Genomic DNA, 24,003 nt, shown 5'->3' on the forward strand with positions numbered 1-24,003 from the left:
CGATCACTTGAATGGTGACAACGTCGATGATAATTCGGACACAGCGCCACGGCATTGCTTGAATCGGGAGCAGACCCCGCAGCAAGTTCTCTTGTGGGAGCGAGCTTGCTCGCGAAGGCGTCATTAAATACACCACCCAAAAAATCCGCTGCCTGAAACTCAAGCAGCGGATTTTTATACGGCAATGAACAATCAGAACCCTCGCAGCACTCGTGACGCCTTACGCCACCACGATCCGCGCTGATTGAACGGATCATCTGCCAACACGCAAGGCATGTCCCGCAACCGAATCCACGGCTCATCCTGCCAGTGCAACATGCAGAGCGACATCTTAGGCCAGTCCAGAACACTCAACGTTGGCCGTTCAACTGAACGCGATGGACGCGCATCGCGTAACGCCGGAACAACTTGGTGAGTCAGCCATTCCCTCAGGAGCCGGTACTCCGGGCAATAGTGATAAACCAGCAACGCATAAACGCCGGACTCGCTGATCATCAGTCGTTCTTCGGCAATACCTTGAGCCTCCACGAGCATCATTCGCCGCTGATCTGCATCCAGCTTGCGTGACATGCGTTCGTCGAGATGTTTGCCCATCAATCGACCCAGGTCGTGAGCACAGAACCACGCCTGGTTCTCCACGAGTAGGGCACGAAGACAGGTGCCGTGACGAAGGAAGAGGGTTGAAACGAGCGGTTCAGGCATGGCGAACCTCCTGAAACGGAAGCGCGCGATTGGACATACGGATACGGCGAGTCACCTTCATCGTGAAGGTCGGAATGTCAGGCATTTCCTTTACCTCTGGCTGCTTTCTTAGGGCATTCGTTATGGGTGTCGGGAGCTAAGAAACCCACCAGAGACGGGCCGGACATATTCCCCTTTCGGGTCTTGTATTCGCCCACTCCCGACATAACGGGGATTTTTCGCAGACGTAGAGAAACCGCAGACGAAAAAAAGCCGCATGACTGTCGGGTGCGGAGGACCGCTCTGGTTGAGGCGTTTCTTAGGCGCCGAGTTAAAAGCCTAAGAGGAAATCACTATATGGTCAACTGATAAAAACCTTTTATTATTGGTCGTTATAATCGTATGCTTGTCAAGCATTTGCAGTGGCTTAGATGTTTGTTTTTTATTGATTTTTGTAAGGCGCAGGCTTGATGTGAATATTACTCATACCAATAATTATAATTTTATAATTAGCATTTTACTGATTGGTTGCAGTAAGGGTGAGTCAGTTGCACATTTGAAGATGATCCGGTTCCTCCCTCGCGGACGCGCAAGATATGATCATACGACATCGATTTTTCAGTATCCAAATATCCTTGGCAAATAGGGCATTTTATTGCTGTTGCTAAAGCTGTTTTAATGAAGGCTAAGCTTTTTACATCATCTGAAAAAGATCTGGTAGTTTCATTCGTAATTCCGACTAATATCTTTCCATCAAAATCGGCGAAACTAACTAGATCTTCATCCGTTACATTTTTTTGTGATGCTAATTGGTCTATAACTTTGCTTAATAGTTTGGTGTATCTTGATGTACGTCCATTGCTAGATGTGCGTTGTAGAATGGTCGCTATAAGGTCTTTTTGGGTTATAAGAATTGACTCTAATTGGCTTCGTATTTTTGTAAATTTTTTAAAAAAAGTTCTGTCGTTGTTAGCAATCTTCGCTGCTATTAAGGCAACCGTGCCCATGAAAAGTGATCCAGAGTGCCGACCTGTTGGGCCATAAAAATATACGGCAGGGTGGAGACCCAAGCTTCCATTTTCATTCCCAGTAATGCGTCTTACTAGGGAGAGTGTCATACTTAGGGTTTGTACTGTCATACTGCCGTCGTCATCATCCGCCATAGAAGAAATGTTCTTCGGATTACCATGCTGGTCCTTATTGGATATCAATATCAATTCAATTAAGGTCTCAAGCGCAGTCCTGATTCCAGTTGGTCCACCAAGTGGTAAATCTAAAGTTTTAATCGGGCGCTGAAACTCAGGGTCGAAGAGGATTGTATGCAAACTTTTTGCTTTGGCTTCGATCTCCTCAGCCACGCCGTCCTTGAAACGTGACCAGTATCGATGCCCTTTTCCTGATCGAATGATTGCCCGTGCTGCCATTGATATTGGCTTGTTTCGATTCCTAAGTAACAGTTCCTCGATGTCGTCCAGAGGTGTGCCTTTAGTGTTGATTTTAAAAAAGGAGCTTTCTGCTTTGTCGGCATCGCCTTTTACCCATTGAATAGGAAGTCCCCGCGACACTACCGCATTGAGGCGTCTGCGTTCAGATGTATCTAGCTTTTCATCGACAATTCGCATTTGGTAGTGATCCCAAGTACCGATCGTCTTCGCCACTAATGAGCGTGTCTGCTCCGCTGTTCGACGTTGTTCTTCGGATATTTGGTATCCGAAAAATGCTTGTGACGTTGCACCATCACCATAATCATTCTCAACCCAAGACCTCAAAACACTTAGCCGATGTCCTCCATCAATGACAAAAAGATATGTTGGAGATTGCCAAAGAATTACTGAAGGAATTAGATCCCCGTTTACAAAGCACTCCAATAAGGACACAACCTGCGTCGGTGACCAGTGATTCGTTTCACGTTGGAAGTCTGGTTTTCTTAGGCTAGGACCGATTAACCCGCCCAATGTGAAATCTCTGAGCGAGATGGTTGCTACATTCTCGTAGCTTGTGGATTCGATGTCTTGAGTTGCGAAATCTTCTCGTTTGATCATCGCGTCTAGATTGACGAGGTTGGAGCGAATTGCCAAGAGGACCTCCGGATTAACAATTTATGTAAATTCGAATATCTAACCTTGTACAGTTTTTTTTAGATTTATGCACGCTAGCCTGTAAGTCTCGTGTTGTCGAATCGTGAGACCTACGAGCTCCATTTTTAGCGCGGCCCATAATCACGTCTTCCTCATTTTTTTCGACGAATCGGCAAAGGGCTAGGAGTAGATTCTTTTTAAGAATGATTACTAATATGTTGAGGTTTAAGTCACGCGATCTATGCTTGTCGTAGGTATCCTAGCCAGTTACATCACTAGAGCGCACCGAAACGCAGCTCTGACTCTTACTAGGAGCTGAAAGCTCGGTTTTCATGATGACGCCACTGAAAGCTGAGCTGCTTGATTTGTTTTATTCTTAACTGCGATTAGAAAATCGCGAAAAAGGCTATCGCTCAGCTTGAACTGTAAAGGCATTGTGCCTTTATCTCTGCTCGGAGTGTTGCTAAGGTTATGGTTCTCGCTTGACCGCAGGATTAAACAATGTCTGTTAGACCCCGGTAGGGAATTCTGCTAAAGGTCGGTTGGAAAATGTTGGCTGGAGGGAGATTTCTCTCATTGGCTCAGCAAGGTATGGATTCCAGGAGCGTAGTGTGAGAGTACAAAATCCCCCCTTAGCTAGTGATCTGATGTCTACCGCAAGGAGCTTTGGAAATTATGACCTGGCCGCAGCCCTCGCCGATCTCATTGATAATAGTATCAAGGCAAAGTCGACTCGAATTGACATAAGCCTTTTTCCAGTGGCAGAAGATGTGACAGTCAGAATTCGAGACAACGGCACAGGCATGACCAAGGAGACTCTGATCGCTGCAATGCGTCCAGCCAGCGCAAATCCTCAAGACGTCCGAGAGCCTGATGATTTAGGAAGATTTGGCTGGGGATTGAAGTCTGCATCTTTTTCGCAAGCCCGGGTACTGACTGTTATTTCTTGGCAAGGAGAACTAATTAATGCCGCAAGATGGAATATAGATGATATTGACGATTGGGGCATGGACCTTCTAGAAGGAGCAGATGTTCTTGATTTACTTGATATTGATATTACAACACCATGCGGTACTGAGGTCGTTTGGACAAACTCTGATAGATTAATAGATCTTGGGGGCGGTTCTTCCATTGTCGATGCTTTAACTCATGTTATAGCCTATGCCAATAGACGGCTAAGTTTAGTGTTTCATCGATATTTGGCTGGCGAGGTGGGCACTCGTCTTGTTATTTCAATAAATGGGACCATATTGCAACCAATTGATCCATTTATGGTTTCACATAACGCAACACAAACACTAAATTCCGAAATAATTGATATGGCTAATGGTTCGAAAGTTAGTGTGCAACCTTATGTGCTTCCGCATTTTTCGAAGTTGTCAGTGGAGGAGCAAGACCGGCTAGGCGGTTCGGAGGGTATGGTTAGAAACCAAGGGTTTTATGTTTATCGAAATCGAAGACTTATCATTTCTGGTACATGGTTCCGTCTCGTTCCTCATGGCAAGCTTTCCCAGTTAACAAGGATCAGGGTTGATCTACCTAACACGGTTGATTCCGAATGGCGGATTACGGTAGATAAATCAGATGCGCAGCTACCTGTAGCGCTTAAGCGTAGGCTTCAAGAAATAGTAAAACGTTTCAATCACCGCTCAGTTGCGGTCCATCGCAAGAAAGGTGTGTCTCTCAATCAACCAAATGTTCAATCTGTCTGGCTGCGATATTCAAAGGACGGACAAATTTGCTACCGGGTAAATAGGGAGCATCCTTTGGTTGCGAGACTTTTGGAGCTTGACGAGCTTGCGGGTAATGCGGAATCTGTTTTACGACTCATGGAAGTGTATTTTCCAACCGATCGATTTCTCCATGATGCTGCCGGGGTAAGCATAAATCAATGCTCTACCACCGCAGAAGAGTATGAAGCGCTAATTGATCAGTGTTTGATTAATTATATGCAAGACTGCGAGGGGGATGCTGAAATTGATGGGTTTCTTGTCTTTTTGAGATCAATTGAACCATTCGCTAGTCAGTGGCCGTACGCCGAAAGTTACGTTCGCAACAATACTGTAAATAAGTGGGGTATGAAAAATGGATTTTGACGCTGCTTTGAGTTTTCTTCGTGTAGAGATCGATAAGAAGATACAAGGACATTTTCCGGTACCAAAGGGGTATTTGGATAGTCACGTAAAAGAAAGTTCGGCGATTTCTAAGATCCTTGATGATGACTTAGCAAACCGTCTTGTTAGACACTTGGAAACTATCTATGGAACTGAGCAGGGGACTGGCCATGCTTTGAAAACAGATTTCGATGAATGGTATCCCGACAGAATGGGTGAAACTAATTTTTATTTCTGGAGGAGGCTTCAAAAGTATTGGCTTGATCACTCAATTTTACCTGTTCAAGTTGTCGGTTCTGTGAACAAAGTAACTGATGAGATAATGGGGTACTTGGGGGATCCTCAAGATGATGCCTCTTGGAGAAGACGCGGATTAGTCATGGGACATGTGCAGTCGGGTAAGACGACTAATTACTCTGCATTAATTGCAAAGGCTGCTGATGCGGGGTATCGAATTATAATAGTACTTGCGGGGCTTACTAATTCACTTCGATATCAAACTCAAATCAGGCTAGATCAATCTTTCGTTGGGAAATCTTCCCTCGGGGACTCATTTGTCTCAGAAATTTATCCCGTTTCCCACGTGTTTAAAGGAGTTGAGGGAGAAACATCCGAGGTTCGGCATCCTTTTTGTGGAACTACTCAAGGTGCTGATTTCAGTGTGAAAATCGCACGAGGGGTAGGTGCAACAGAGGGGAATTTTGCAGATCCAATTCTCTTTGTTACAAAGAAAAATGAAAGTGTACTGGGTCGCCTCGCAGATTGGTTACGAGGATTGCGCCAAGAGGGGCAGCTAGAAGGTCCAATGCTGTTGATTGACGATGAAGCAGATAATGCTTCAATTAATACTGCAAAGGATCCCACCGCCACGACAAGGATCAATGCAAGAATACGAGAGCTGCTCTCATGTTCTAGACGTTATTCCTATGTCGGATATACCGCGACACCTTTCGCGAATATATTCATTGACCCTGATACGGTCGATGAGATGCAAAATAATGATTTGTTTCCGGAACATTTCATAAAGTCTCTCGAGCCTCCAGGAAATTACATTGGTGCTGAGAAATTATTTTCTGAGGGGGGGGAGTTTTCAAAAGTTTGCGTTCGCGAAATACCAAGCGACTACAATGATTTACTTCCAATATCGCATAAGCCAGGATTTAACTTAGAGAGACTGCCGGGAAGTTTGGAGGATGCTGTACTTGAATACGCCATATTTCGTGCCCTAAGGACACTGTCCGGAGAGGGGCATAAGCATTCGTCAATGTTAGTGAATGTAAGTAGATTCAACGCTATCCAGAGGCGCGTGCACGATGAAGTTTATCTCCTGCTTCAGGACTTAAAGGATTCAGTCGATGCATGGGCGACTACTGCTTCTTGGGATAAATCAAAGCTGTTAATAAGGGTACACGAGGTCTGGCAGAAAGAATATTCAGCGCACGGGGGCTTTCAATGGGATGACGTGCTAAGGGTACTAAAACGTGCGATCGCCCCGGTTGAAGTACGACTTGTCAATATGCGCGGTGGTGGATTGGATTACACCAAAGCACCTGAGACAGGAATGCATATAATTGCCGTGGGCGGTTTGGCTCTGGCTCGCGGGCTGACTTTAGAAGGGCTGGGTATTTCTTATGTTTTAAGAAATGTAGGTGCCGCCGATACCCTCCTCCAAATGGGTCGTTGGTTTGGTTATCGTCCAGGTTATGAGCATCTATGTAGAATTCACGCTACTTCTGCAATGTTAGGAGACTTTCGGGAGGTCAGTGAGGCAGTTGAAGAGCTGCGTGATGATTTGATTCGGATGGAGCGGATGGGCATCACACCTAATGCATTTGGTCTTAAGGTTCGCGAAAGTCGTACGGGTATAGCAATTACCGCTGCTAACAAAATGCGCGCAGCCAAGCCTCTTCTGATGGCCGTCGACTTATCTGCAAAACATTTGCAGGCATACGAAATTTTTAATGACGAATCAATTAATAACAAGAATTTTTCCGCAGTGAAATCAATAGTTGAATTGCTTGAGTCGAACGGAGCGGAGAAGAGGGTTAAAGACGAGAGTGCTTATGTTTGGAGTGGGGTTAGTGTATTGCTGGTTCAGGACTTACTTCGACAATTTGAACTCCCACAACTAGAGTTCGCGTTGGGCAGTATAGAGAGCAGCTTGGCTCTTGACTATATTGTGGATCGCGCAACTGGAGAACTCGCCTTTTGGGATATTGCAATTCCATTCAGACGGTTCGGTTCTAGTGAACAAAGTCTACAATTTCCGCTGGCTCTCGAAGAGTCCTCGACGCGATTTTGTCGACAACGTTACTCTGGGGCTTTAAAGTCTGAAGACGCAGATGTCGTCAAGATAACGGCTAAGAACGTCGTTGCTGATGCAGGTCCCAATGATCTCCAGTACGGTGAGCGAGAGGGGCTTAAGGAGCAAGCAGAAGCGTTATTAGAGCAGTTTCCTGACCTCAGTGCAGAAAAGCGTTATCTATTGTCTAGAGCCCGGCCGCTGCTTCTGATCCATGTTTTTGACTTTAATTTATCTGACAAAGCAGAAAGATCAAAGCTGAAGTTTGAAGGTGGAAAGCCAGTAGTTACTATCAGCTTGGCATTTCCTGACACCTCTGTCGTGCCCGTTCCCCGTGAATATGCCATATCAAAACGCTTGGCTGAAATTATACAAAAACAGTTAGATGAAACCCAAAGCGATGAGGAACTAACTGATGAAGAATGACTTCGCCAATAAGTGGGAAGAAATATCTGATATAGGTCACGGTGCTGGCCGGTTTCGAGTCTTTCCCGACCATCTACTCGACTTGTTTCTCGGCTTTTCTACAACTTGCGAGCGAGAATTTACCCTTGAATTTTCTGCTTTGAACATTTCAAAAATTGAAATGCCAGTATTTGAGAATATTCTGGTTTATCTAAAGTCAGAAGGCGACACTCACGGGCTTACATTAAGGCTTACCGATCATGCCTTGAAAGACTTGTTCTCTATAATGTGTACTGATCTCGCTGAATCATCATCTAGGGCCAAAAGCTCATTACTGGCAGTTGACGTGTTTATCGTGAGGCTCAGTCGGTGGGCGGAACTTTTACGCCGCCGTAAATCACATGGAATGTCATTCGAAGAGCGGTTAGGTTTGCTTGGTGAACTTTGCATGTTGACTTGGCTAATGGATCGCTCAGGAATAGATTTTTCGGTCATACTGAGTGGTTGGCGAGGTCCGGATGGAGATAGCAGCGATATAGGATTAAATGGTGTGCGAATCGAGGTCAAGGCACAACTCTCAACTCAAAGTGCCGCACTTAGAGTTTCATCTCTTAGTCAGTTGGATGGAGACGATGGTAATATTTTTGTCGCTCTACACCGGTTTTCTGTGGCGGAGGAAGGGTTAAGTCTGAAGTCCTTGATTGATAGGATAGATGCTAAGCTTGTTCGTCCGCATTCCGCGCTTTTGGACTTTCGCCGAAAGTTAATGTTTGTGGGGTATGATCATGACGCTACATATGTGGAAGAAAATTTTGTTTTAGATGAGTTAATGGTCTATCGCGTAGGAGAGACGTTTCCTCGTTTAACACCTAATAACGTTTCTGATGGGATTAGTTGCGTTAGTTATAAGATTGACTGTGGTGCTGTAAAGGATTTTAGGATCAGTCAGGAAGATTTGGAGGACCTTATTAATGATTGATCTTGACTCAGAATATTTGGAGTTGCGAGAAGAGATCCGGGTGGGCAGTCTAGTTGATCACGAACTGCAAGTAACTGAGTTTTTTAGAATTTATTCGTCTATTTCTGCTGAAAATGGCGACACTCCGGACATGGAGTATTGCCCAGTTCTCAAAGAGGGTTTGGGAGGTTATCGCGTAGACGGATATGCATTTGATCTACTTGGTGATGAGTATATTGAGGCAGGTGACTTATATCTTGCGGTTTGCGATTATCGGCAAGGGGCAGAACTGACGTCGGTAAATAGCAAGGATGTTGATCGAGCTGTTGAAGGTGTTGAACGTTTTTTTAACGCCGCGATGCACCAAAAGTTTTTAGAAAGCTTAGAGGAGACAAGTCCTGCCTACCAGTTGGCGATACTAATTCAACAATACAAAAGTCGAATAAGACGGCTGCGAGTGGTTTTGTTCACTAACGGTCACCTCCGTGTCAGAAAGAGCATTTTTGAATCAAAAAATATAGGCTTGGTTACTCTCCATACCAATGTTTTAGATCTTGAGCGCTATTCCAAAATATCCTCCACTGGAGGCGAGTCTGTTGAAATAGATTTTGATGAGGATTTTGATGGTGCTATTGAGTGTTTGTCAGCATCAATCGATAATGTTAGTTATCAAAGTTATCTTTTTGCTATTTCAGGAGCAGCTTTGGCTAAAGTTTTTGCCACGTTTGGAAATCGTCTGCTAGAGCAAAATGTTAGAACTTATCTTCAGGCTAAAACTGGCGTAAATCGAGGCATTTTGAGAACTATATCTGAAGAGCCTGGCATGTTTTTTGCCTATAATAATGGATTGACTGCTACTGCGTCGAGCGTACGGACAAGACGTTTGGAAGGAGGAGCTTTAGCTATTTCTCATGTTAAAGACTTTCAAATAGTAAACGGCGGGCAAACTACGGCTTCATTGCTGTATGCGAGAGACGGATTGGGTAGGAGTCTTGATCATGTGTATGTGCAAGTTAAACTATCCGTTGTTGATGAAGACAGACTTTCACAGGTAGTTCCTCGTATTTCCGAGTTCGCTAATACGCAGAACAAGGTTTCATTAGCCGACCTAGCGTCTAATAGCCCAGTACAAATTAAGATTGAGCGTTTCTCTAAAGAAGTGTCAGTTCCACAGCGCGCTGGTGAGCTCCACAGTAGTAAATGGTTTTATGAGCGAGCTAGGGGGCAATATAAAAATCTATTTTCTTACAGGAGTCAATCCGAGCGTCGTAAGTTGGAGGTGATGTATCCAAAAAGTCAACTTGTTACTAAAACTGATCTGGCGAAATATGAATTAACCTTCGATGGGCGGCCGCACTTCGTAAGTGAGGGCGCCCAGAAGTGTTTTAATAGATACACAACAATGGTGCTTGCTTCATTGGGAGATGGGTCAGCATTGACTGATACTTGGTTCCGTCGTGCTATGGCCAAGGCGTTTCTATTTATTCAGCTTGATAGCGAAGTGCAAAAATCTGAATGGTATAAGTCTGATCGAGGATACAAAGCACAAATTGTCACCTATACAATTGCGGCCTGCGCAGAAGGTTTTCGAGAGCAGGATCTCCAAATTGATCTTGACCGTATTTGGCGTGATCAAAGTGTATCAGAGCCACTTATGAGTTGGATGTTGGGCGAGGCTCGCCGAGTAGCCAAGATTCTTAAATCACCTCCTGAAAATGTAAGAAATATTTCGGAGTTCGCAAAAAAAGAATTCTGCTGGGTGCGATGTGTGAAAGGTTGTGTGGGGCAACCAGATGAAGTCATCACTCAGTATGGAATTTCGTTTCAAGACTACAAAAGTGAAGCCCGCGTTGGTGCTCGTGATTCTGTTCGTAATTCTGAGATCGATTTTGAAGTTGCAATTTTGGGGCTAGCGCCTCGGGTGAACGATATCATTCGTGAGGCAAAGCTCTGCGATGCGGCATCTCCCATGAGTATGAGTGCGTTGAGCAAGATTGCCGCTGGGCGATTGATGCTGTCAAAAGGTGAAAAAAATGCATTGAAACAGTTGCTGGAGCGCTTGGAGATTCATTATTGACACGAATCGAATTTTAGGTGGTATTTGGCGCACCAGTGATCGGAGGTCAGATCAAGCTGGTGGGTAAGGGAAGACGGGCCAGGAGACGTATTTTTGATTACAATCAACGATCGCCTCCAGCAACCAGTTCATTTTGGTTTCCGGACCGCGTATACCACATTCCCAAAGCTCGAAAACCCGCCAACCTTGTTTGAGTAACTCATCCCTATTTTTTAGGTCGCGCTGTACATTTTTGTCGAATTTTGTCCTCCAAAAATCCTCGTGTGTCTTTGGATCGGTGGTAAATCTACAGCCAGGATGCCTGTGCCAAAAGCAGCCTTGTACCAAAATGCAAACTCGATATCGAGGTAGCACGATATCGGGTTTTCCTGGGAGGTTCCGTAGGTGCAGGCGATATCTGAAACCATGCCGATGCAGCAGCTTCCGAAGCTTCATTTCTGGGGACGTATTACTGCCACGGATGCCAGCCATCATGCGAGACCTGACTTCTTTGCTAACTATGTCCATGACTGAACCCCAAATGACCTTGCCACTTAAGCAAGATACAGCTTTCGAAACTGATATGGCTCTCCCTGAGCCAATCCAAATTGTCGATCTTTTTGCTGGTCCGGGAGGGCTGGGAGAAGGTTTCGCCTCGTCAGGGGGGGGGAATCGGTTCGAGACCGTAGTTTCCGCCGAGATGGATCCCGTCGCACGCGAGACATTGAAACTGAGGGCTTTCTACAGGCTACTCAAGCTGAAGAATCCAGCTCGGCTGGATGACTATTACAACTACTGTAACGGCGTTACGGACAAGCCTTTTTCAAACGAAAGCGAAGTCCAGTGGATCGAGGCGGATCGCGAGGCTCGACGCATAACGTTGGGCAGCGAAGAGGGCGATAAAGAACTCGATGAGATCTTAGATCTTCGTCTCGATAGAGGCAGGCCCTGGGTATTAATTGGCGGGCCTCCTTGTCAGGCCTACTCTATCGTGGGGCGCGCTCGTAACCAAGGTAAGGCAAATTACAATGCTGAGAATGATCACCGTCATTTCCTCTACAAAGAGTATCTACGAATTATCAAGGAGCGGCAGCCGACAGTTTTTGTGATGGAAAATGTTAAGGGTATTCTTTCCTCCAAGATTGGTGGTGAGAAAATCTTCTCTCAGATCCTCAAGGATTTGTCAGATCCCCATAAGGCACTCGGCGAGTCGAAGTCTGGCACTCGATACCGCATCTGCTCGTTGGTGACGGGACAGTCTTATGGACCTGATGGAGATATTGAACAGCTTGATCCCCGTGGATTTATCATCAGGGCTGAGGAGCATGGGATTCCGCAGGCGAGGCATCGCGTCATTCTTTTGGGCATAGCGCTAGATGAAGAGGGGAACATTCCTTCGCATGCCTGGTTGCCTGAGGTAGACGGATATATAACTGTCAAGCAGGTATTGGGAAATCTACCTATGCTGCGCAGTCGGTTGACCAAGCAGCTTGATGGGAATGAAGCCTGGTACCAAGAGGTAGCGACTCAACTAGACGAGATGCGAGCGGAACTCGACAACAGGGTTGATCCGAAATTGGCTTCCGAAATGGATATCGTCAGGAGTGGCTTAATGAGTGCTCCGGTCGATGTCGGTGCACTTCGGATCACTCGTACCAAAGGCGACGGAAAAACGGATATTCCCGCTTTAGATGATTGGTACCTAGATGGCCGATTAGATTATTGGTTGAACCATGATGCGCGTGGTCACATGCCTTCCGACTTACGCAGATATATGTTTGCGAGCGTATTTGCCCGCGCCCATGGAACATCACCTAAGGGCCACCAAGAGTTTCATCTTTCCGGACTTGCACCAGCACACAAAAACTGGGAAAGCGGGAAGTTCAGTGACAGGTTTAGAGTTCAGGTGGAAAACCATCCCTCCAGAACAATCACTAGCCATATCTCCAAGGATGGGCATTATTTTATCCACTATGACCCCAAACAGTGCCGTAGTCTGACCGTGCGTGAAGCTGCCCGGCTTCAAACATTCCCTGACAACTACTTCTTTCAGGGGAACAGAACTCAGCAATTTCACCAGGTAGGAAATGCTGTTCCTCCTTTGTTGGCTAGTAAAATCGCTTCGGTGGTCTTTGACGTGATATGTAAGAAGACAATTAGTAAAAAGATCGCAGTGTCTGCTTAACAAATATTAAAGGTTGTACGTGCCATTTTGTTGGGGGGAGCTAGCGAGGAACGCGGTCAAATAGTCTCCCGACAATAAAAAGCCCTGAGCGCATTACGCGCTCAGGGCTTTTCAGTATTTACCTCAGAATAATAGGGGGCTAGAAATCAATCCCAGCTCAACGCCCCACCAGTCTGATACTCAATAACCCGAGTCTCAAAGAAATTCTTCTCTTTCTTCAAGTCCATAATCTCGCTCATCCAAGGGAACGGGTTAGTCGTCCCCGGATACTCTTCCTTCAAACCAATCTGCGACAAGCGACGGTTAGCGATGAACTTCAGATAGTCCTCCATCATCGCCGCATTCATGCCCAACACGCCGCGAGGCATGGTGTCACGCGCATATTCGATCTCAAGCTGAGTGCCTTGCAGAATCATCTGCGAAGCCTCTTCCTTCATTTCAGCATCCCACAAGTGCGGGTTTTCGATTTTGATCTGGTTGATCACGTCGATGCCGAAGTTCAGGTGCATGGATTCGTCGCGCAGGATGTACTGGAACTGCTCGGCGACGCCGGTCATTTTGTTGCGGCGGCCCATGGAGAGGATCTGGGTGAAGCCGCAGTAGAAGAAGATGCCTTCCAGGACGCAGTAGTAGGCGATCAGGTTGCGCAGCAGTTCTTTGTCGGTTTCGACGGTGCCGGTTTCGAACTTCGGATCGGAGATCGAACGGGTGTATTTCAGGCCCCAGGTGGCTTTTTTCGCGACCGATGGGATCTCGTGGTACATGTTGAAGATTTCGCCTTCATCCATGGCCAGCGATTCGATGCAGTACTGGTAGGCGTGGGTGTGGATCGCTTCTTCGAAAGCCTGGCGCAGGATGTACTGGCGGCATTCCGGGTTGGTGATCAGGCGGTACACGGCCAGGACCAGGTTGTTGGCAACCAGGGAGTCGGCGGTGGAGAAAAAGCCGAGGTTGCGCATGACGATGCGGCGCTCGTCGTCGGTCAGGCCTTCCGGGTCTTTCCAGAGGGCGATGTCGGCGGTCATGTTGACTTCTTGCGGCATCCAGTGGTTTGCGCAACCGTCCAGATACTTTTGCCAGGCCCAGTCGTACTTGAACGGTACGAGTTGGTTGAGGTCGGCGCGGCAGTTGATCATGCGCTTTTCGTCAACGGCGACACGGGCGGAGGCGCCTTCGAGTTCGGCGAGGCCTTCGGCGATGTCGAGGTTGTCGAGGGCTGCCTTGGCGCGAGCGATGGCGGCGGAGTCGGACGCGGTTACAGCGCGAGCTTCTTGAGCGGCAACACCACCGGCGGTGTCGAGGCGGTCCATGTTTGCTTCAGTCGCGTGGCCGGCGTTGGCGCCTTTTACCACGGTCTCGCCGCTGTCTTCTTTGTCGAATTCGTCCCAGCTCAGCATGACGTGTCGTCTCCTGCGTGAGGGCCAGATGCCCGTGTGAAAACTGATTGGTTGGTTTTTCACACGACCGGTCTGGCCGCGTTTGATAGCGTTTTTTGCAGCGGTACACGCAGGCAAATAAACATAATTTTGTACGGGGTTCCGAGAGCCGCTGATGGCGCTGCAGTCGTTGACGACGTCGGCCTGGGCTTCGGACTGGCTGTCTTCCCTGTAAGGGAATATTGCAGGCCCGTTTAAGGCGGCATTATAGGGAAATTTTTGCAGCCGTGGTGGGGCGAATCCGCGCATGGAGCGGTCGAGAAGGAGGGTTTTTCGGTCGGAGCGAGGGTTTACAGGGCTTTGGCTGGAGATCGCGGGTGCAGATTTTTTTTCTTAAATTTTGACGTGCTACTTTTTTGTTCAAAAAATAGACAAAAAATCGGGTTTTTCACTACATCTTGTGTTTTGAGTCGGTTTTCGCTGGCCTCAGACACAACTAAGCCCGACCGAAGTCGGGCTGTCAGTCACGCTCGATGATCAGCTCAGGCGAGCGGCACCGACGTGGTCTGCGCCATCAGCGGCGAGTTTGCCTGCACCGACATGGTCGGCACCATCGGCAGCGACTTTGGCGGCGCCGGTGTGATCGAAGCCATCGGAAGCGAGTTTGCCTGTACCGACGTGATCGGCACCATCGGCGGCGACTTTGGCCGAGCCGGTGTGGTCGTAACCGTCAGAAGCGACAGCGGCTTCGGTGGTGAAAGTGGCAGAACCTGTGCGGTCGTAACCGTCGGCGGCGAAGGTGTTGGCGGCCAGTACAGACAGGGTCAGGGCGAGGATCAGTTTGGTTTTCATGGTCGTTGCTCCAGATTCGTTGGCGTTGTGTGCCTTGGTGTGGAATTCATACTACGCCGATGGATTCGATTAAAAAGCGCAAATAAATGCTTAAAACTATCGTATAAATCGATCTATACGGTTCGGCGCTTTGACTGCCTGGAACATTGCGTCGACTGCTATCGTCGGAACGCCGCCCGCAGCAAGCTGGCTCCTACAGGTCGGTGTGATGATCGGGCATTGGGTCAAACCGTTTAGGGGAGTGCGGGTGATCAGCCGTTGGAGCAGCCGTTACCCATGATGCTGTAGCGCAGGATGTGGCGTTGGCCTTTGGAGTCGTCGTATTCCATTTTCATGGGGACAACTTCGCACACATTGGGGATTTCACTCATGGAGACAACTTTGGCGATATCGAGGTGAGTGGAGTAAGTGTATTCCTCGATGACCGGTTGTTGCTGGGCGACATCAGTCGGGACCTCGTCTGCCATGGCGGTTGCGCACAGGCTGGAGAGGGCCAGAACTAATAAAGCTTTCATTTCGGTTTTACCTTTTAGAGGTCGAGTGGGGTCACGCAACCTTTTTGGGGTTGCGTGTGGAACTTGGTTACCGGGTTTTTGATTAACTGCCTTCGTGGGGGCTGCAACTTGGTTAATCAGGGTTTGCCTTGTTGGCGAGGTGGATTTTAGGCGTGGGGGTGGCATTCATATAGGTGGGGTTTTGATAAACACCTTTGACAGATTTCGTAACAATCACCGGATAACCTGTTGGCGGAACGATCATCACCTTGTAGGAGCCGGCTTGCTGGCGATAGCGGCGTATCTGATAAACCGAGTCGTCATGATCGCCAGCAAGCCGGCTCCTACAGGGGGGGCGCGTGTATCTGTGGGGGCTTATCACGATAATTTGTAGGGGCTTGTTACTACCATCGTCGAATGGTTCTATAGGCCCGGCCCGGGCTACAACAGGGCCATACAAAAACAACTATTCCACCGAGGTAAGAAAGATGAGTGCGGCTTCTCTGTATCCCGTTCGTCCCGAGGTAGCGGCCAACACGCTGACCGACGAGGCAACCTACAAAGCCATGTACCAGCAGTCGGTCGTCAACCCTGACGGTTTCTGGCGCGAGCAAGCCAAGCGCCTCGACTGGATCAAGCCTTTCACCACGGTGAAGCAGACGTCCTTCGACGATCACCATGTCGACATCAAATGGTTCGCCGACGGCACCCTGAACGTTTCCTACAACTGCCTCGACCGTCATCTGGCCGAGCGCGGCGATCAAGTCGCGATCATTTGGGAAGGGGATGACCCTTCCGAAAGCCGCAACATCACCTACCGCGAGCTGCACGAACAAGTCTGCAAGTTCGCCAACGCCTTGCGCGGCCAGGATGTGCACCGCGGCGACGTGGTGACTATCTATATGCCGATGATCCCCGAAGCCGTGGTCGCCATGCTGGCCTGCACCCGGATCGGCGCGATTCACTCGGTGGTGTTCGGTGGTTTCTCGCCGGAAGCCCTGGCCGGTCGCATCATCGACTGCCGCTCGAAAGTGGTGATCACCGCTGACGAAGGCATTCGTGCCGGCAAGAAAATCCCGCTCAAGTCCAACGTCGACGACGCGCTGACCAACCCGGAAACCAGCAGCATCCAGAAAGTCATCGTGTGCAAGCGCACCGGTGGCGACATCAAGTGGAACCAGCATCGCGACATCTGGTTTGAAGACCTGATGAAAGTGGCGGGCAGTGTTTGCGCGCCGAAAGAGATGGGCGCCGAAGAAGCGCTGTTCATCCTTTACACCTCCGGTTCCACCGGCAAGCCGAAGGGCGTGCAGCACACCACCGGCGGCTATTTGCTGTACGCGGCCATGACCCATGAGCGCGTGTTCGACTACCGCCCGGGCGAAATCTACTGGTGCACCGCCGACGTCGGCTGGGTCACCGGCCACAGCTACATCGTCTACGGCCCGCTGGCCAACGGCGCGACCACGTTGCTGTTTGAAGGCGTGCCGAACTACCCGGACATCACCCGGGTGGCGAAGATCGTCGACAAGCACAAGGTCAACATCCTCTACACCGCGCCGACCGCTATCCGCGCGATGATGGCGTCGGGCAAGGCGGCTGTTGAAGGTGCTGACGGCAGCAGCTTGCGTCTGCTGGGTTCGGTCGGTGAGCCGATCAACCCGGAAGCGTGGGACTGGTACTACAAGAACGTCGGTCAATCCCGTTGCCCGATCGTCGATACCTGGTGGCAGACCGAAACCGGCGGCAACATGATGAGCCCGTTGCCAGGCGCTCACGCACTGAAGCCTGGTTCGGCTGCACGTCCGTTCTTCGGCGTGGTGCCGGCGCTGGTGGACAACCTGGGCAACATCATCGAAGGCGTCGCCGAGGGCAACCTGGTGATTCTCGATTCGTGGCCAGGCCAGGCGCGCACGCTGTATGGCGACCATGACCGTTTCGTCGACACCTACTTCAAGACCTTCCGCGGCATGTACTTCACCGGTGACGGTGCGCGTCGTGACGAGGACGGTTACTACTGGATCACCGGCCGTGTGGACGACGTGCTCAACGTGTCCGGCCACCGCATGGGTACCGCCGAGATCGAGAGCGCGATGGTTGCGCACCCGAAAGTCGCTGAAGCAGCCGTGGTCGGTGTGCCGCACGACATCAAGGGGCAGGGCATTTATGTCTACGTCACGTTGATCGCTGGTGAAGAGACCAGCGAGCAATTGCGTCTGGAACTGAAGAACTGGGTGCGTAAAGAGATCGGCCCGATTGCTTCGCCGGATGTGATCCAGTGGGCGCCGGGGCTGCCGAAGACGCGTTCGGGCAAGATCATGCGCCGGATTCTGCGCAAGATTGCGACCGCTGAATATGATGGGTTGGGGGATATTTCGACCCTGGCCGATCCGGGTGTGGTGCAGCATTTGATTGATACGCACAAGACGATGAATGTTGCGTAAGTAGCGTTTGGCGTTATCGAAGCCCTGCCAGGTGTTGAGTCTGGTGGGGCTTTTTATTGCCTGAAGGTTTTGTGTTGGCTGTTCGGGCCTCTTCGCGGGCAAGCCTCGCTCCTACAGGGGTTGAGGTGTACCTGAATCCTGTAGGAGCGAGGCTTGCCCGCGAAGGCGGACTGTCAGACACCGCATAAACAACGCCCAATAATTATCGGCTTCCCCTGTAGTCCATTTCCCACTGTTACCCGCCACCCTTCAAGTAACTGAATGTGTAACCGCCCGCGCCGATACGGGGCATTGCGAAACGCCATATCCCCGCATCCGTGCATTTCAGCCCCGCAAAAAAATAAGAACCCACGCTGCGCTTGCCGGATTAGAAGGCTTTGCGAATAATAGGCCCGCAATTTGCAATATAGATCGGTTCACTGTCTTTTGCTCTTGCATGAAATTGCAAGGCTGTCAACGTGCCTAAACGGCTTTCTCGGTGCTTCTGTAATTTGTTGTCGCATTGAAGAAATATCGGCTTCGGGCCTGTCGTTAGAATGCCGATCACTCGCTCGTCGTTGCTCGCGTTGAAAACAACGCCGGTTTCCCAGGACGCAGCAACCGCTTTCCGGTTTTACTCATTCGCATAATGGGCTGTTGCTCACTCTGCCGTTTTAGCCCTTTACCGATGGAGTCCCAAGATGAAGAAACTCGTGCTGCTTGGCGCCCTGGCACTGTCCGTGCTGTCCCTGCCAACCTTCGCCGATGAAAAGCCTCTGAAAATTGGCATCGAAGCGGCTTACCCTCCGTTTGCTTCCAAAGCACCGGACGGCAGCATCGTTGGTTTCGACTACGACATCGGCAACGCACTGTGCGAAGAAATGAAGGTCAAGTGCGTCTGGGTCGAGCAAGAGTTCGACGGTCTGATCCCGGCACTCAAAGTGCGCAAGATCGACGCCATCCTGTCGTCGATGTCGATCACTGAGGACCGCAAGAAGTCCGTGGACTTCACCAACAAGTATTACAACACCCCGGCTCGCCTGGTCATGAAGGCCGGCACTCAAGTCAGCGAAGGCCTGACCGAGCTGAAGGGCAAGAACATTGGCGTGCAACGTGGTTCGATCCACGAGCGTTTCGCCCGCGAAGTCCTGGCCCCGCTGGGTGCCGAGGTCAAGCCGTACGGTTCGCAGAACGAAATTTACCTCGACGTCGCTGCCGGTCGCCTCGACGGCACCGTGGCAGACGCTACGCTGCTGAATGACGGTTTCCTGAAAACCGACGCCGGCAAAGGTTTTGCTTTCGTGGGCCCGGCCTTCACCGACGTCAAATACTTCGGCGACGGCGTAGGTATTGCTGTTCGCAAGGGTGATGCGCTGAAAGACAAGGTCAACACCGCGATCACTGCCATTCGCGAGAACGGCAAGTACAAGCAGATCCAGGACAAGTACTTCGACTTCGATATCTACGGCAAGTAACACGTCCCGGCGACAAGTCCGAATGGCGCAAGCAGCAGGATCTCTGAGGTTTGCGCCATTTTTTCATCCCAACTTTCGAGGATCTGAATCATGTTGAAAGGCTACGGGGCTGTCATCCTCGATGGCGCATGGCTGACGCTTCAGCTCGCCTTGTCGTCCATGGCCCTGGCCATCGTCCTGGGGCTGATCGGCGTTGCGCTGCGTCTGTCGCCGGTGCGTTGGCTGGCCTGGCTGGGCGATCTGTATTCCACGGTGATCCGCGGGATTCCCGATCTGGTGCTGATCCTGCTGATTTTCTACGGCGGTCAGGACCTGCTCAACCGTGTCGCACCGATGCTCGGCTATGACGATTACATCGACCTGAACCCGCTGGCCGCCGGTATCGGCACCCTGGGTTTCATCTTCGGTGCGTACCTGTCGGAAACCTTCCGTGGCGCGTTCATGGCGATCCCGAAGGGTCAGGCCGAAGCCGGTATGGCGTACGGCATGAGCAGCTTTCAGGTGTTCTTCCGGGTGTTGGTGCCGCAGATGATTCGCCTGGCGATTCCGGGCTTCACCAACAACTGGCTGGTACTGACCAAGGCCACCGCGCTGATTTCGGTGGTGGGTCTGCAAGACATGATGTTCAAGGCCAAGCAGGCGGCAGATGCCACCCGCGAGCCTTTCACCTTCTTCCTCGCAGTGGCCGCGATGTACCTGGTGATCACCAGTGTCTCGTTGCTGGCATTGCGTCACCTTGAGAAGCGCTACTCGGTAGGCGTAAGGGCGGCTGATCTATGATCTTCGACTACAACGTCATTTGGGAGGCCCTGCCGCTGTACCTCGGCGGCCTGGTGACCACCCTCAAATTGCTCGCGCTGTCGCTGTTTTTCGGTCTGCTGGCGGCCTTGCCGCTGGGGCTGATGCGGGTCTCGAAGAACGCGGCCGTCAACATGACTGCCTGGCTCTTCACCTACGTGATCCGCGGCACGCCGATGCTGGTGCAGCTGTTTTTGATCTACTACGGTCTGGCGCAATTCCAGGCGGTGCGGGAAAGCTTTCTGTGGCCGTGGCTGTCCAGCGCGACGTTCTGTGCGTGCCTGGCCTTCGCGATCAACACCAGCGCCTACACCGCGGAAATCATCGCCGGCAGCCTGCGCGCTACGCCGAACGGTGAGATCGAAGCGGCCAAGGCCATGGGCATGTCGCGCTTCAAGATGTACAAGCGGATTCTGTTGCCATCGGCCCTGCGCCGGGCGCTGCCGCAATACAGCAACGAAGTGATCATGATGCTGCAGACCACCAGTCTGGCGTCCATCGTGACCCTGATCGACATCACCGGTGCCGCGCGCACGGTCAACGCTCAGTTCTACTTGCCGTTCGAAGCGTACATCACCGCGGGTGTGTTCTACCTGTGCCTGACCTTCATTCTGGTGAAGCTGTTCAAACTGGCCGAGCGCCGCTGGCTGGGCTACCTGGCCCCGCGGAAGCACTGATATGGAACGCATCGATCATCCATTGCCGTGGAGCCACCTGGGCAGCGAACGCCAGATTTCGGTGTTCCGCTTCGGTAGCGGCGAGCGCAAGGCCTACATCCAGGCCAGCCTCCACGCCGATGAATTGCCGGGCATGCGCACGGCCTGGGAGCTGAAAAAGCGCCTGACCGAACTCGAAGCCCAAGGCTTGCTCAACGGTGTGGTCGAACTGGTGCCGGTAGCCAACCCGCTGGGCCTCGGTCAGCTGTTGCAAGGCAGTCATCAAGGGCGTTTCGAAGCGGGCAGCGGCAAGAACTTCAACCGCGATTTCGTCGAGCTGAGCGCGCCAGTGGCCGCCCAACTCGAAGGCCATCTGGGTGACGATCCGCACGCCAACATCCGCTTGATCCGTCAGGCCATGAGCGATCACCTGGCGGCATTGCCGGAGGCGAGCAGCCAGTTGCAAGGCATGCAGCGCGTGTTGCTCAGCCATGCCTGCACTGCCGATGTGGTGCTCGATTTGCACTGCGATGCCGAAGCCGCGCTGCACATGTACGCGTTGCCGCAACACTGGCCGCAGTGGCGTTCGCTCGCCGCGCACCTGAATGTGAAAGTGGGCCTGCTGGCGGAAGATTCCGGCGGCAGTTCCTTCGACGAAGCCTGCTCGCTGCCATGGTTGCGTTTGTCCCGTCAGTTCCCGGATGCGCAGATTCCACTGGCGTGCCTGGCGACTACTATTGAATTAGGGGGGCAGGCCGATACCGCTCGCGCTGACGCCGAGGCTTACGCTGAAGGCATTCTCGCGTTCCTCGCCGAGCAAGGCTTGATCAGCGGCGAATGGCCGAAACCTGCGCAGGACGCGTGTGAAGGCATGCCGTTCGAAGGCACCGAATTGCTGTTCGCGCCGCATCCGGGCGTGATCAGTTTTCTGCGTAAACCCGGTGAGTGGATCGAAGCCGGCGACGAGATTTTTGAAGTGATCGATCCGTTATCGGATCGGGTCAGCACGGTGTGTGCTGGTACGTCCGGGGTGCTGTTTGCCATTGAACGGCTGCGTTATGCCCAACCCGGTTTCTGGCTGGCCAAGGTGGCGGGGCGCGAAGCGCTGCGTCACGGGCGCTTGCTCAACGACTGACTGACTGTTTTTGTGAGAACCGACCGCATGTACAAACTTGAAGTCCAAGACCTGCATAAACGCTATGGCAGTCACGAAGTGCTCAAGGGCGTGTCCCTGAAAGCGGCGGCTGGCGATGTGATCAGCATCATCGGCTCCAGTGGCTCCGGCAAAAGTACCTTCCTGCGCTGCATCAACCTGCTGGAGCAGCCGCACGCGGGCAAGATCCTGCTCAACAACGAAGAGCTGAAACTGGTTGCCAACAAGGACGGCGCGCTGAAAGCCGCTGACCCGAAACAGCTGCAACGCATGCGTTCGCGTCTGTCGATGGTGTTCCAGCACTTCAACCTGTGGTCGCACATGACCGCGATGGAAAACATCATGGAAGCGCCGGTCCACGTGCTCGGCATGTCCAAGGCCGAAGCCCGCGAGAAAGCCGAGCACTACCTGAACAAGGTCGGCGTGGCGCATCGTAAAGACGCTTACCCTGGCCACATGTCCGGTGGCGAGCAGCAGCGCGTGGCGATTGCCCGTGCGCTGGCGATGGAACCTGAGGTGATGCTGTTCGACGAACCGACCTCGGCCCTCGACCCGGAACTGGTTGGCGACGTGCTGAAGGTGATGCAGGCCCTGGCCCAGGAAGGCCGGACCATGGTGGTGGTGACCCACGAAATGGGCTTCGCCCGTGAAGTGTCGAACCAGCTGGTGTTCCTGCACAAAGGTGTCGTCGAAGAAAGCGGCAACCCGCGTGAAGTGCTGGTCAATCCACAGTCCGAACGTCTGCAACAATTCCTCTCGGGCAGCCTGAAATAATCAAGACTGCCGTTGTGCACCGGGATAGTGCATGCTTCGCAATTTAGAGGCCGGCCCCGATTTGTAGGAGCCGGCTTGCTGGCGATCGCGGTGGGTCAGTTTAAGTATCTGGCACAGACATACCGCCATCGCCAGCAAGCCGGCTCCTACAGGGGATGGTTACCGGTTTTGAGATTTGCGTTCATTTACGGGCTAGCATTGGCCCATGCCTTCATCACTGTTTCGTTTCGGATTGCCCGCCATGACTGCCCATCGAATTGGTTTCCTGATTTGGCCCAGCACTAAAGCACTGACGCTTGCGCTGGCTGAGGAGGCCTTGCGTGTTGCCCAGCGTGTGCATCCGGACGTGGTCTACGAACTGTCGTTCCTGCAGGCCGAACCGTCGACCGAAGGCGCCTGGCAATTGCCGGGTGAACCCTGGGCCGGCAAGCTCGAAAACCTGCAGAAATTGTTCCTGCTCGCCGATGAGCCGCCGACCACCCTCGCGCCGGCGCTCAGCAGTGCGCTGAAACAACTGGTGCGTGCCGGTTGCGTGATCGGTGGTTTGTCCGCCGGTGTTTATCCGTTGGCTCAACTCGGTTTGCTCGACGGTTATCGTGCTGCCGTGCACTGGCGCTGGCAGGACGATTTCGCTGAGCGTTTCCCGAAAGTCATCGCCACCAGCCATCTGTTCGACTGGGATCGCGATCGCCTGACGGCGTGTGGTGGCCTGTCGGTACTCGACTTGTTGCTGGCAGTGCTGGCCCGTGATCACGGCGCCGAACTCGCTGGCGCCGTATCCGAAGAACTGGTGGTCGAGCGCATCCGCGAAGGCGGCGAGCGCCAACGCATTCCGTTGCAGAACCGCCTCGGTTCCAGCCATCCGAAGCTCACCCAGGCGGTGTTGCTGATGGAAGCCAACATCGAAGAGCCGCTGACCACCGACGAAATCGCCCAGCACGTGTGCGTGTCACGTCGGCAGTTGGAGCGGATCTTCAAGCAATACCTCAACCGCGTGCCGAGCCAGTACTACCTGGAACTGCGCCTGAACAAGGCCCGGCAGATGTTGATGCAAACCAGCAAGTCGATCATCCAGATCGGCCTGTCGTGCGGCTTCTCCTCGGGGCCACATTTCTCCAGCGCCTACCGCAACTTCTTCGGCGCCACGCCGCGGGAAGATCGCAACCAGCGGCGTAGCAGCAGTCCGTTCGAGTTGTCGTCAGTGCCGTCCGAGCGCGGCTGAT

The 24,003-nt window shown here is 51.6% G+C and carries 18 protein-coding genes; 12 read left to right on the top strand and 6 right to left on the bottom strand.

All coding sequences use genetic code 11. The annotated features are described in order from the left end of the window. Positions 1-192 precede the first annotated feature (192 nt). Together ACM6IO_RS27205 and ACM6IO_RS27210 are read right to left on the bottom strand one after the other, a co-directional pair. Positions 193-702 (bottom strand): Bro-N domain-containing protein, encoded by a 510-nt coding sequence (locus ACM6IO_RS27205; protein WP_414912576.1) that lies wholly within the window; start codon positions 700-702, stop codon positions 193-195. 488 nt (positions 703-1,190) lie between these two features. Continuing rightward, positions 1,191-2,759 (bottom strand): HNH endonuclease family protein, encoded by a 1,569-nt coding sequence (locus ACM6IO_RS27210; RefSeq protein ID WP_414912577.1) that lies wholly within the window; start codon positions 2,757-2,759, stop codon positions 1,191-1,193. A gap of 611 nt (positions 2,760-3,370) precedes the next feature. Between ACM6IO_RS27210 and ACM6IO_RS27215 the strand changes: the two genes are divergently transcribed. From ACM6IO_RS27215 to ACM6IO_RS27230, 4 genes are read left to right on the top strand one after another with little or no spacing between them, the layout of a single operon-like run. Beyond that, positions 3,371-4,855, top strand: coding sequence for an ATP-binding protein (locus ACM6IO_RS27215; RefSeq protein WP_414912578.1), 1,485 nt, complete (start codon positions 3,371-3,373; stop codon positions 4,853-4,855). After that, a complete protein-coding gene (locus ACM6IO_RS27220; protein WP_414912579.1) occupies positions 4,845-7,601 on the top strand; it encodes a Z1 domain-containing protein in 2,757 nt (918 codons plus the stop codon). The genes ACM6IO_RS27215 and ACM6IO_RS27220 overlap by 11 nt, the downstream gene beginning before the upstream one ends. Beyond that, complete coding sequence (locus ACM6IO_RS27225; protein ID WP_414912580.1) at positions 7,591-8,559, top strand: PD-(D/E)XK motif protein; 969 nt, start codon at positions 7,591-7,593, stop codon at positions 8,557-8,559. The genes ACM6IO_RS27220 and ACM6IO_RS27225 overlap by 11 nt, the downstream gene beginning before the upstream one ends. Continuing rightward, the gene (locus ACM6IO_RS27230) at positions 8,552-10,615 is read left to right on the top strand and encodes an AIPR family protein (protein WP_414912581.1); all 2,064 of its coding nucleotides are present in this window, start codon (positions 8,552-8,554) and stop codon (positions 10,613-10,615) included. The genes ACM6IO_RS27225 and ACM6IO_RS27230 overlap by 8 nt, the downstream gene beginning before the upstream one ends. Before the next feature lie 51 nt (positions 10,616-10,666). Here the strand turns inward: ACM6IO_RS27230 and ACM6IO_RS27235 are convergent, their stop codons facing one another. Continuing rightward, positions 10,667-11,122: a very short patch repair endonuclease gene (locus tag ACM6IO_RS27235; protein WP_414912582.1), complete on the bottom strand. Its 456-nt coding sequence runs from the start codon at positions 11,120-11,122 to the stop codon at positions 10,667-10,669. Between the two features lie 13 nt (positions 11,123-11,135). On the opposite strand from ACM6IO_RS27235, the gene ACM6IO_RS27240 reads away from it, so the two are divergent. Further along, positions 11,136-12,779 carry a DNA cytosine methyltransferase gene (locus ACM6IO_RS27240; RefSeq protein ID WP_414912583.1) on the top strand — a complete coding sequence of 548 codons (1,644 nt, stop codon included), beginning with the start codon at positions 11,136-11,138 and terminating at the stop codon, positions 12,777-12,779. Positions 12,780-12,925: 146 nt separating this feature from the next. Here ACM6IO_RS27240 and ACM6IO_RS27245 read toward each other — a convergent pair whose 3' ends face one another. The 3 genes from ACM6IO_RS27245 to ACM6IO_RS27255 form a co-directional block, all read right to left on the bottom strand. Further along, on the bottom strand, positions 12,926-14,176 hold the full coding sequence (locus ACM6IO_RS27245) for a ribonucleotide-diphosphate reductase subunit beta (protein ID WP_008034875.1): 1,251 nt from the start codon (positions 14,174-14,176) through the stop codon (positions 12,926-12,928). Positions 14,177-14,692: 516 nt separating this feature from the next. Then, positions 14,693-15,007, bottom strand: a complete 315-nt coding sequence (locus tag ACM6IO_RS27250; RefSeq protein ID WP_414912584.1) for a hypothetical protein — start codon at positions 15,005-15,007, stop codon at positions 14,693-14,695. Between the two features lie 251 nt (positions 15,008-15,258). Continuing rightward, on the bottom strand, positions 15,259-15,522 hold the full coding sequence (locus ACM6IO_RS27255) for a DUF2790 domain-containing protein (RefSeq protein WP_008034878.1): 264 nt from the start codon (positions 15,520-15,522) through the stop codon (positions 15,259-15,261). Between the two features lie 467 nt (positions 15,523-15,989). Here ACM6IO_RS27255 and acs point away from each other — a divergent pair, with 467 nt between their 5' ends. The 7 genes from acs to argR all read left to right on the top strand — a co-directional run bounded on the left by acs (position 15,990) and on the right by argR (position 24,002). Next, complete coding sequence (gene acs / locus ACM6IO_RS27260) at positions 15,990-17,945, top strand: acetate--CoA ligase (protein ID WP_008034880.1); 1,956 nt, start codon at positions 15,990-15,992, stop codon at positions 17,943-17,945. A gap of 680 nt (positions 17,946-18,625) precedes the next feature. Then, on the top strand, positions 18,626-19,399 hold the full coding sequence (locus ACM6IO_RS27265) for an ABC transporter substrate-binding protein (RefSeq protein ID WP_008034882.1): 774 nt from the start codon (positions 18,626-18,628) through the stop codon (positions 19,397-19,399). 90 nt (positions 19,400-19,489) lie between these two features. After that, positions 19,490-20,179, top strand: a complete 690-nt coding sequence (locus tag ACM6IO_RS27270; protein ID WP_007951063.1) for an ABC transporter permease — start codon at positions 19,490-19,492, stop codon at positions 20,177-20,179. Further along, on the top strand, positions 20,176-20,874 hold the full coding sequence (locus tag ACM6IO_RS27275) for an ABC transporter permease (protein ID WP_008034884.1): 699 nt from the start codon (positions 20,176-20,178) through the stop codon (positions 20,872-20,874). The genes ACM6IO_RS27270 and ACM6IO_RS27275 overlap by 4 nt, the downstream gene beginning before the upstream one ends. Before the next feature lies 1 nt (position 20,875). After that, complete coding sequence (locus tag ACM6IO_RS27280; RefSeq protein ID WP_192227962.1) at positions 20,876-21,988, top strand: M14 family metallopeptidase; 1,113 nt, start codon at positions 20,876-20,878, stop codon at positions 21,986-21,988. 27 nt (positions 21,989-22,015) lie between these two features. Next, positions 22,016-22,780: an ABC transporter ATP-binding protein gene (locus ACM6IO_RS27285; protein ID WP_008034888.1), complete on the top strand. Its 765-nt coding sequence runs from the start codon at positions 22,016-22,018 to the stop codon at positions 22,778-22,780. Positions 22,781-23,021: 241 nt separating this feature from the next. Continuing rightward, on the top strand, positions 23,022-24,002 hold the full coding sequence (argR, locus tag ACM6IO_RS27290; protein ID WP_008033121.1) for a transcriptional regulator ArgR: 981 nt from the start codon (positions 23,022-23,024) through the stop codon (positions 24,000-24,002). Position 24,003: the final 1 nt, after the last annotated feature.

Origin of the sequence: Pseudomonas sp. IT-P44, assembly GCF_949768225.1 — a bacterium.
In the GTDB taxonomy this organism is placed as follows: Bacteria; Pseudomonadota; Gammaproteobacteria; order Pseudomonadales; family Pseudomonadaceae; genus Aquipseudomonas; species Aquipseudomonas migulae.

Excerpts from the sequence above, each read along its gene's own strand:
- ACM6IO_RS27205 (WP_414912576.1), bottom strand. The coding sequence starts at position 702 with ATGCCTGAACCGCTCGTTTCAACCCTCTTCCTTCGTCACGGCACCTGT.
- ACM6IO_RS27220 (WP_414912579.1), top strand. The coding sequence starts at position 4,845 with ATGGATTTTGACGCTGCTTTGAGTTTTCTTCGTGTAGAGATCGATAAG.
- ACM6IO_RS27225 (WP_414912580.1), top strand. The coding sequence starts at position 7,591 with ATGAAGAATGACTTCGCCAATAAGTGGGAAGAAATATCTGATATAGGT.
- ACM6IO_RS27230 (WP_414912581.1), top strand. The coding sequence starts at position 8,552 with ATGATTGATCTTGACTCAGAATATTTGGAGTTGCGAGAAGAGATCCGG.
- ACM6IO_RS27235 (WP_414912582.1), bottom strand. The coding sequence starts at position 11,122 with ATGGACATAGTTAGCAAAGAAGTCAGGTCTCGCATGATGGCTGGCATC.
- ACM6IO_RS27240 (WP_414912583.1), top strand. The coding sequence starts at position 11,136 with ATGACCTTGCCACTTAAGCAAGATACAGCTTTCGAAACTGATATGGCT.
- ACM6IO_RS27245 (WP_008034875.1), bottom strand. The coding sequence starts at position 14,176 with ATGCTGAGCTGGGACGAATTCGACAAAGAAGACAGCGGCGAGACCGTG.
- ACM6IO_RS27250 (WP_414912584.1), bottom strand. The coding sequence starts at position 15,007 with ATGAAAACCAAACTGATCCTCGCCCTGACCCTGTCTGTACTGGCCGCC.
- ACM6IO_RS27255 (WP_008034878.1), bottom strand. The coding sequence starts at position 15,522 with ATGAAAGCTTTATTAGTTCTGGCCCTCTCCAGCCTGTGCGCAACCGCC.
- acs (WP_008034880.1), top strand. The coding sequence starts at position 15,990 with ATGAGTGCGGCTTCTCTGTATCCCGTTCGTCCCGAGGTAGCGGCCAAC.
- ACM6IO_RS27265 (WP_008034882.1), top strand. The coding sequence starts at position 18,626 with ATGAAGAAACTCGTGCTGCTTGGCGCCCTGGCACTGTCCGTGCTGTCC.
- ACM6IO_RS27270 (WP_007951063.1), top strand. The coding sequence starts at position 19,490 with ATGTTGAAAGGCTACGGGGCTGTCATCCTCGATGGCGCATGGCTGACG.
- ACM6IO_RS27275 (WP_008034884.1), top strand. The coding sequence starts at position 20,176 with ATGATCTTCGACTACAACGTCATTTGGGAGGCCCTGCCGCTGTACCTC.
- ACM6IO_RS27280 (WP_192227962.1), top strand. The coding sequence starts at position 20,876 with ATGGAACGCATCGATCATCCATTGCCGTGGAGCCACCTGGGCAGCGAA.
- ACM6IO_RS27285 (WP_008034888.1), top strand. The coding sequence starts at position 22,016 with ATGTACAAACTTGAAGTCCAAGACCTGCATAAACGCTATGGCAGTCAC.
- argR (WP_008033121.1), top strand. The coding sequence starts at position 23,022 with ATGACTGCCCATCGAATTGGTTTCCTGATTTGGCCCAGCACTAAAGCA.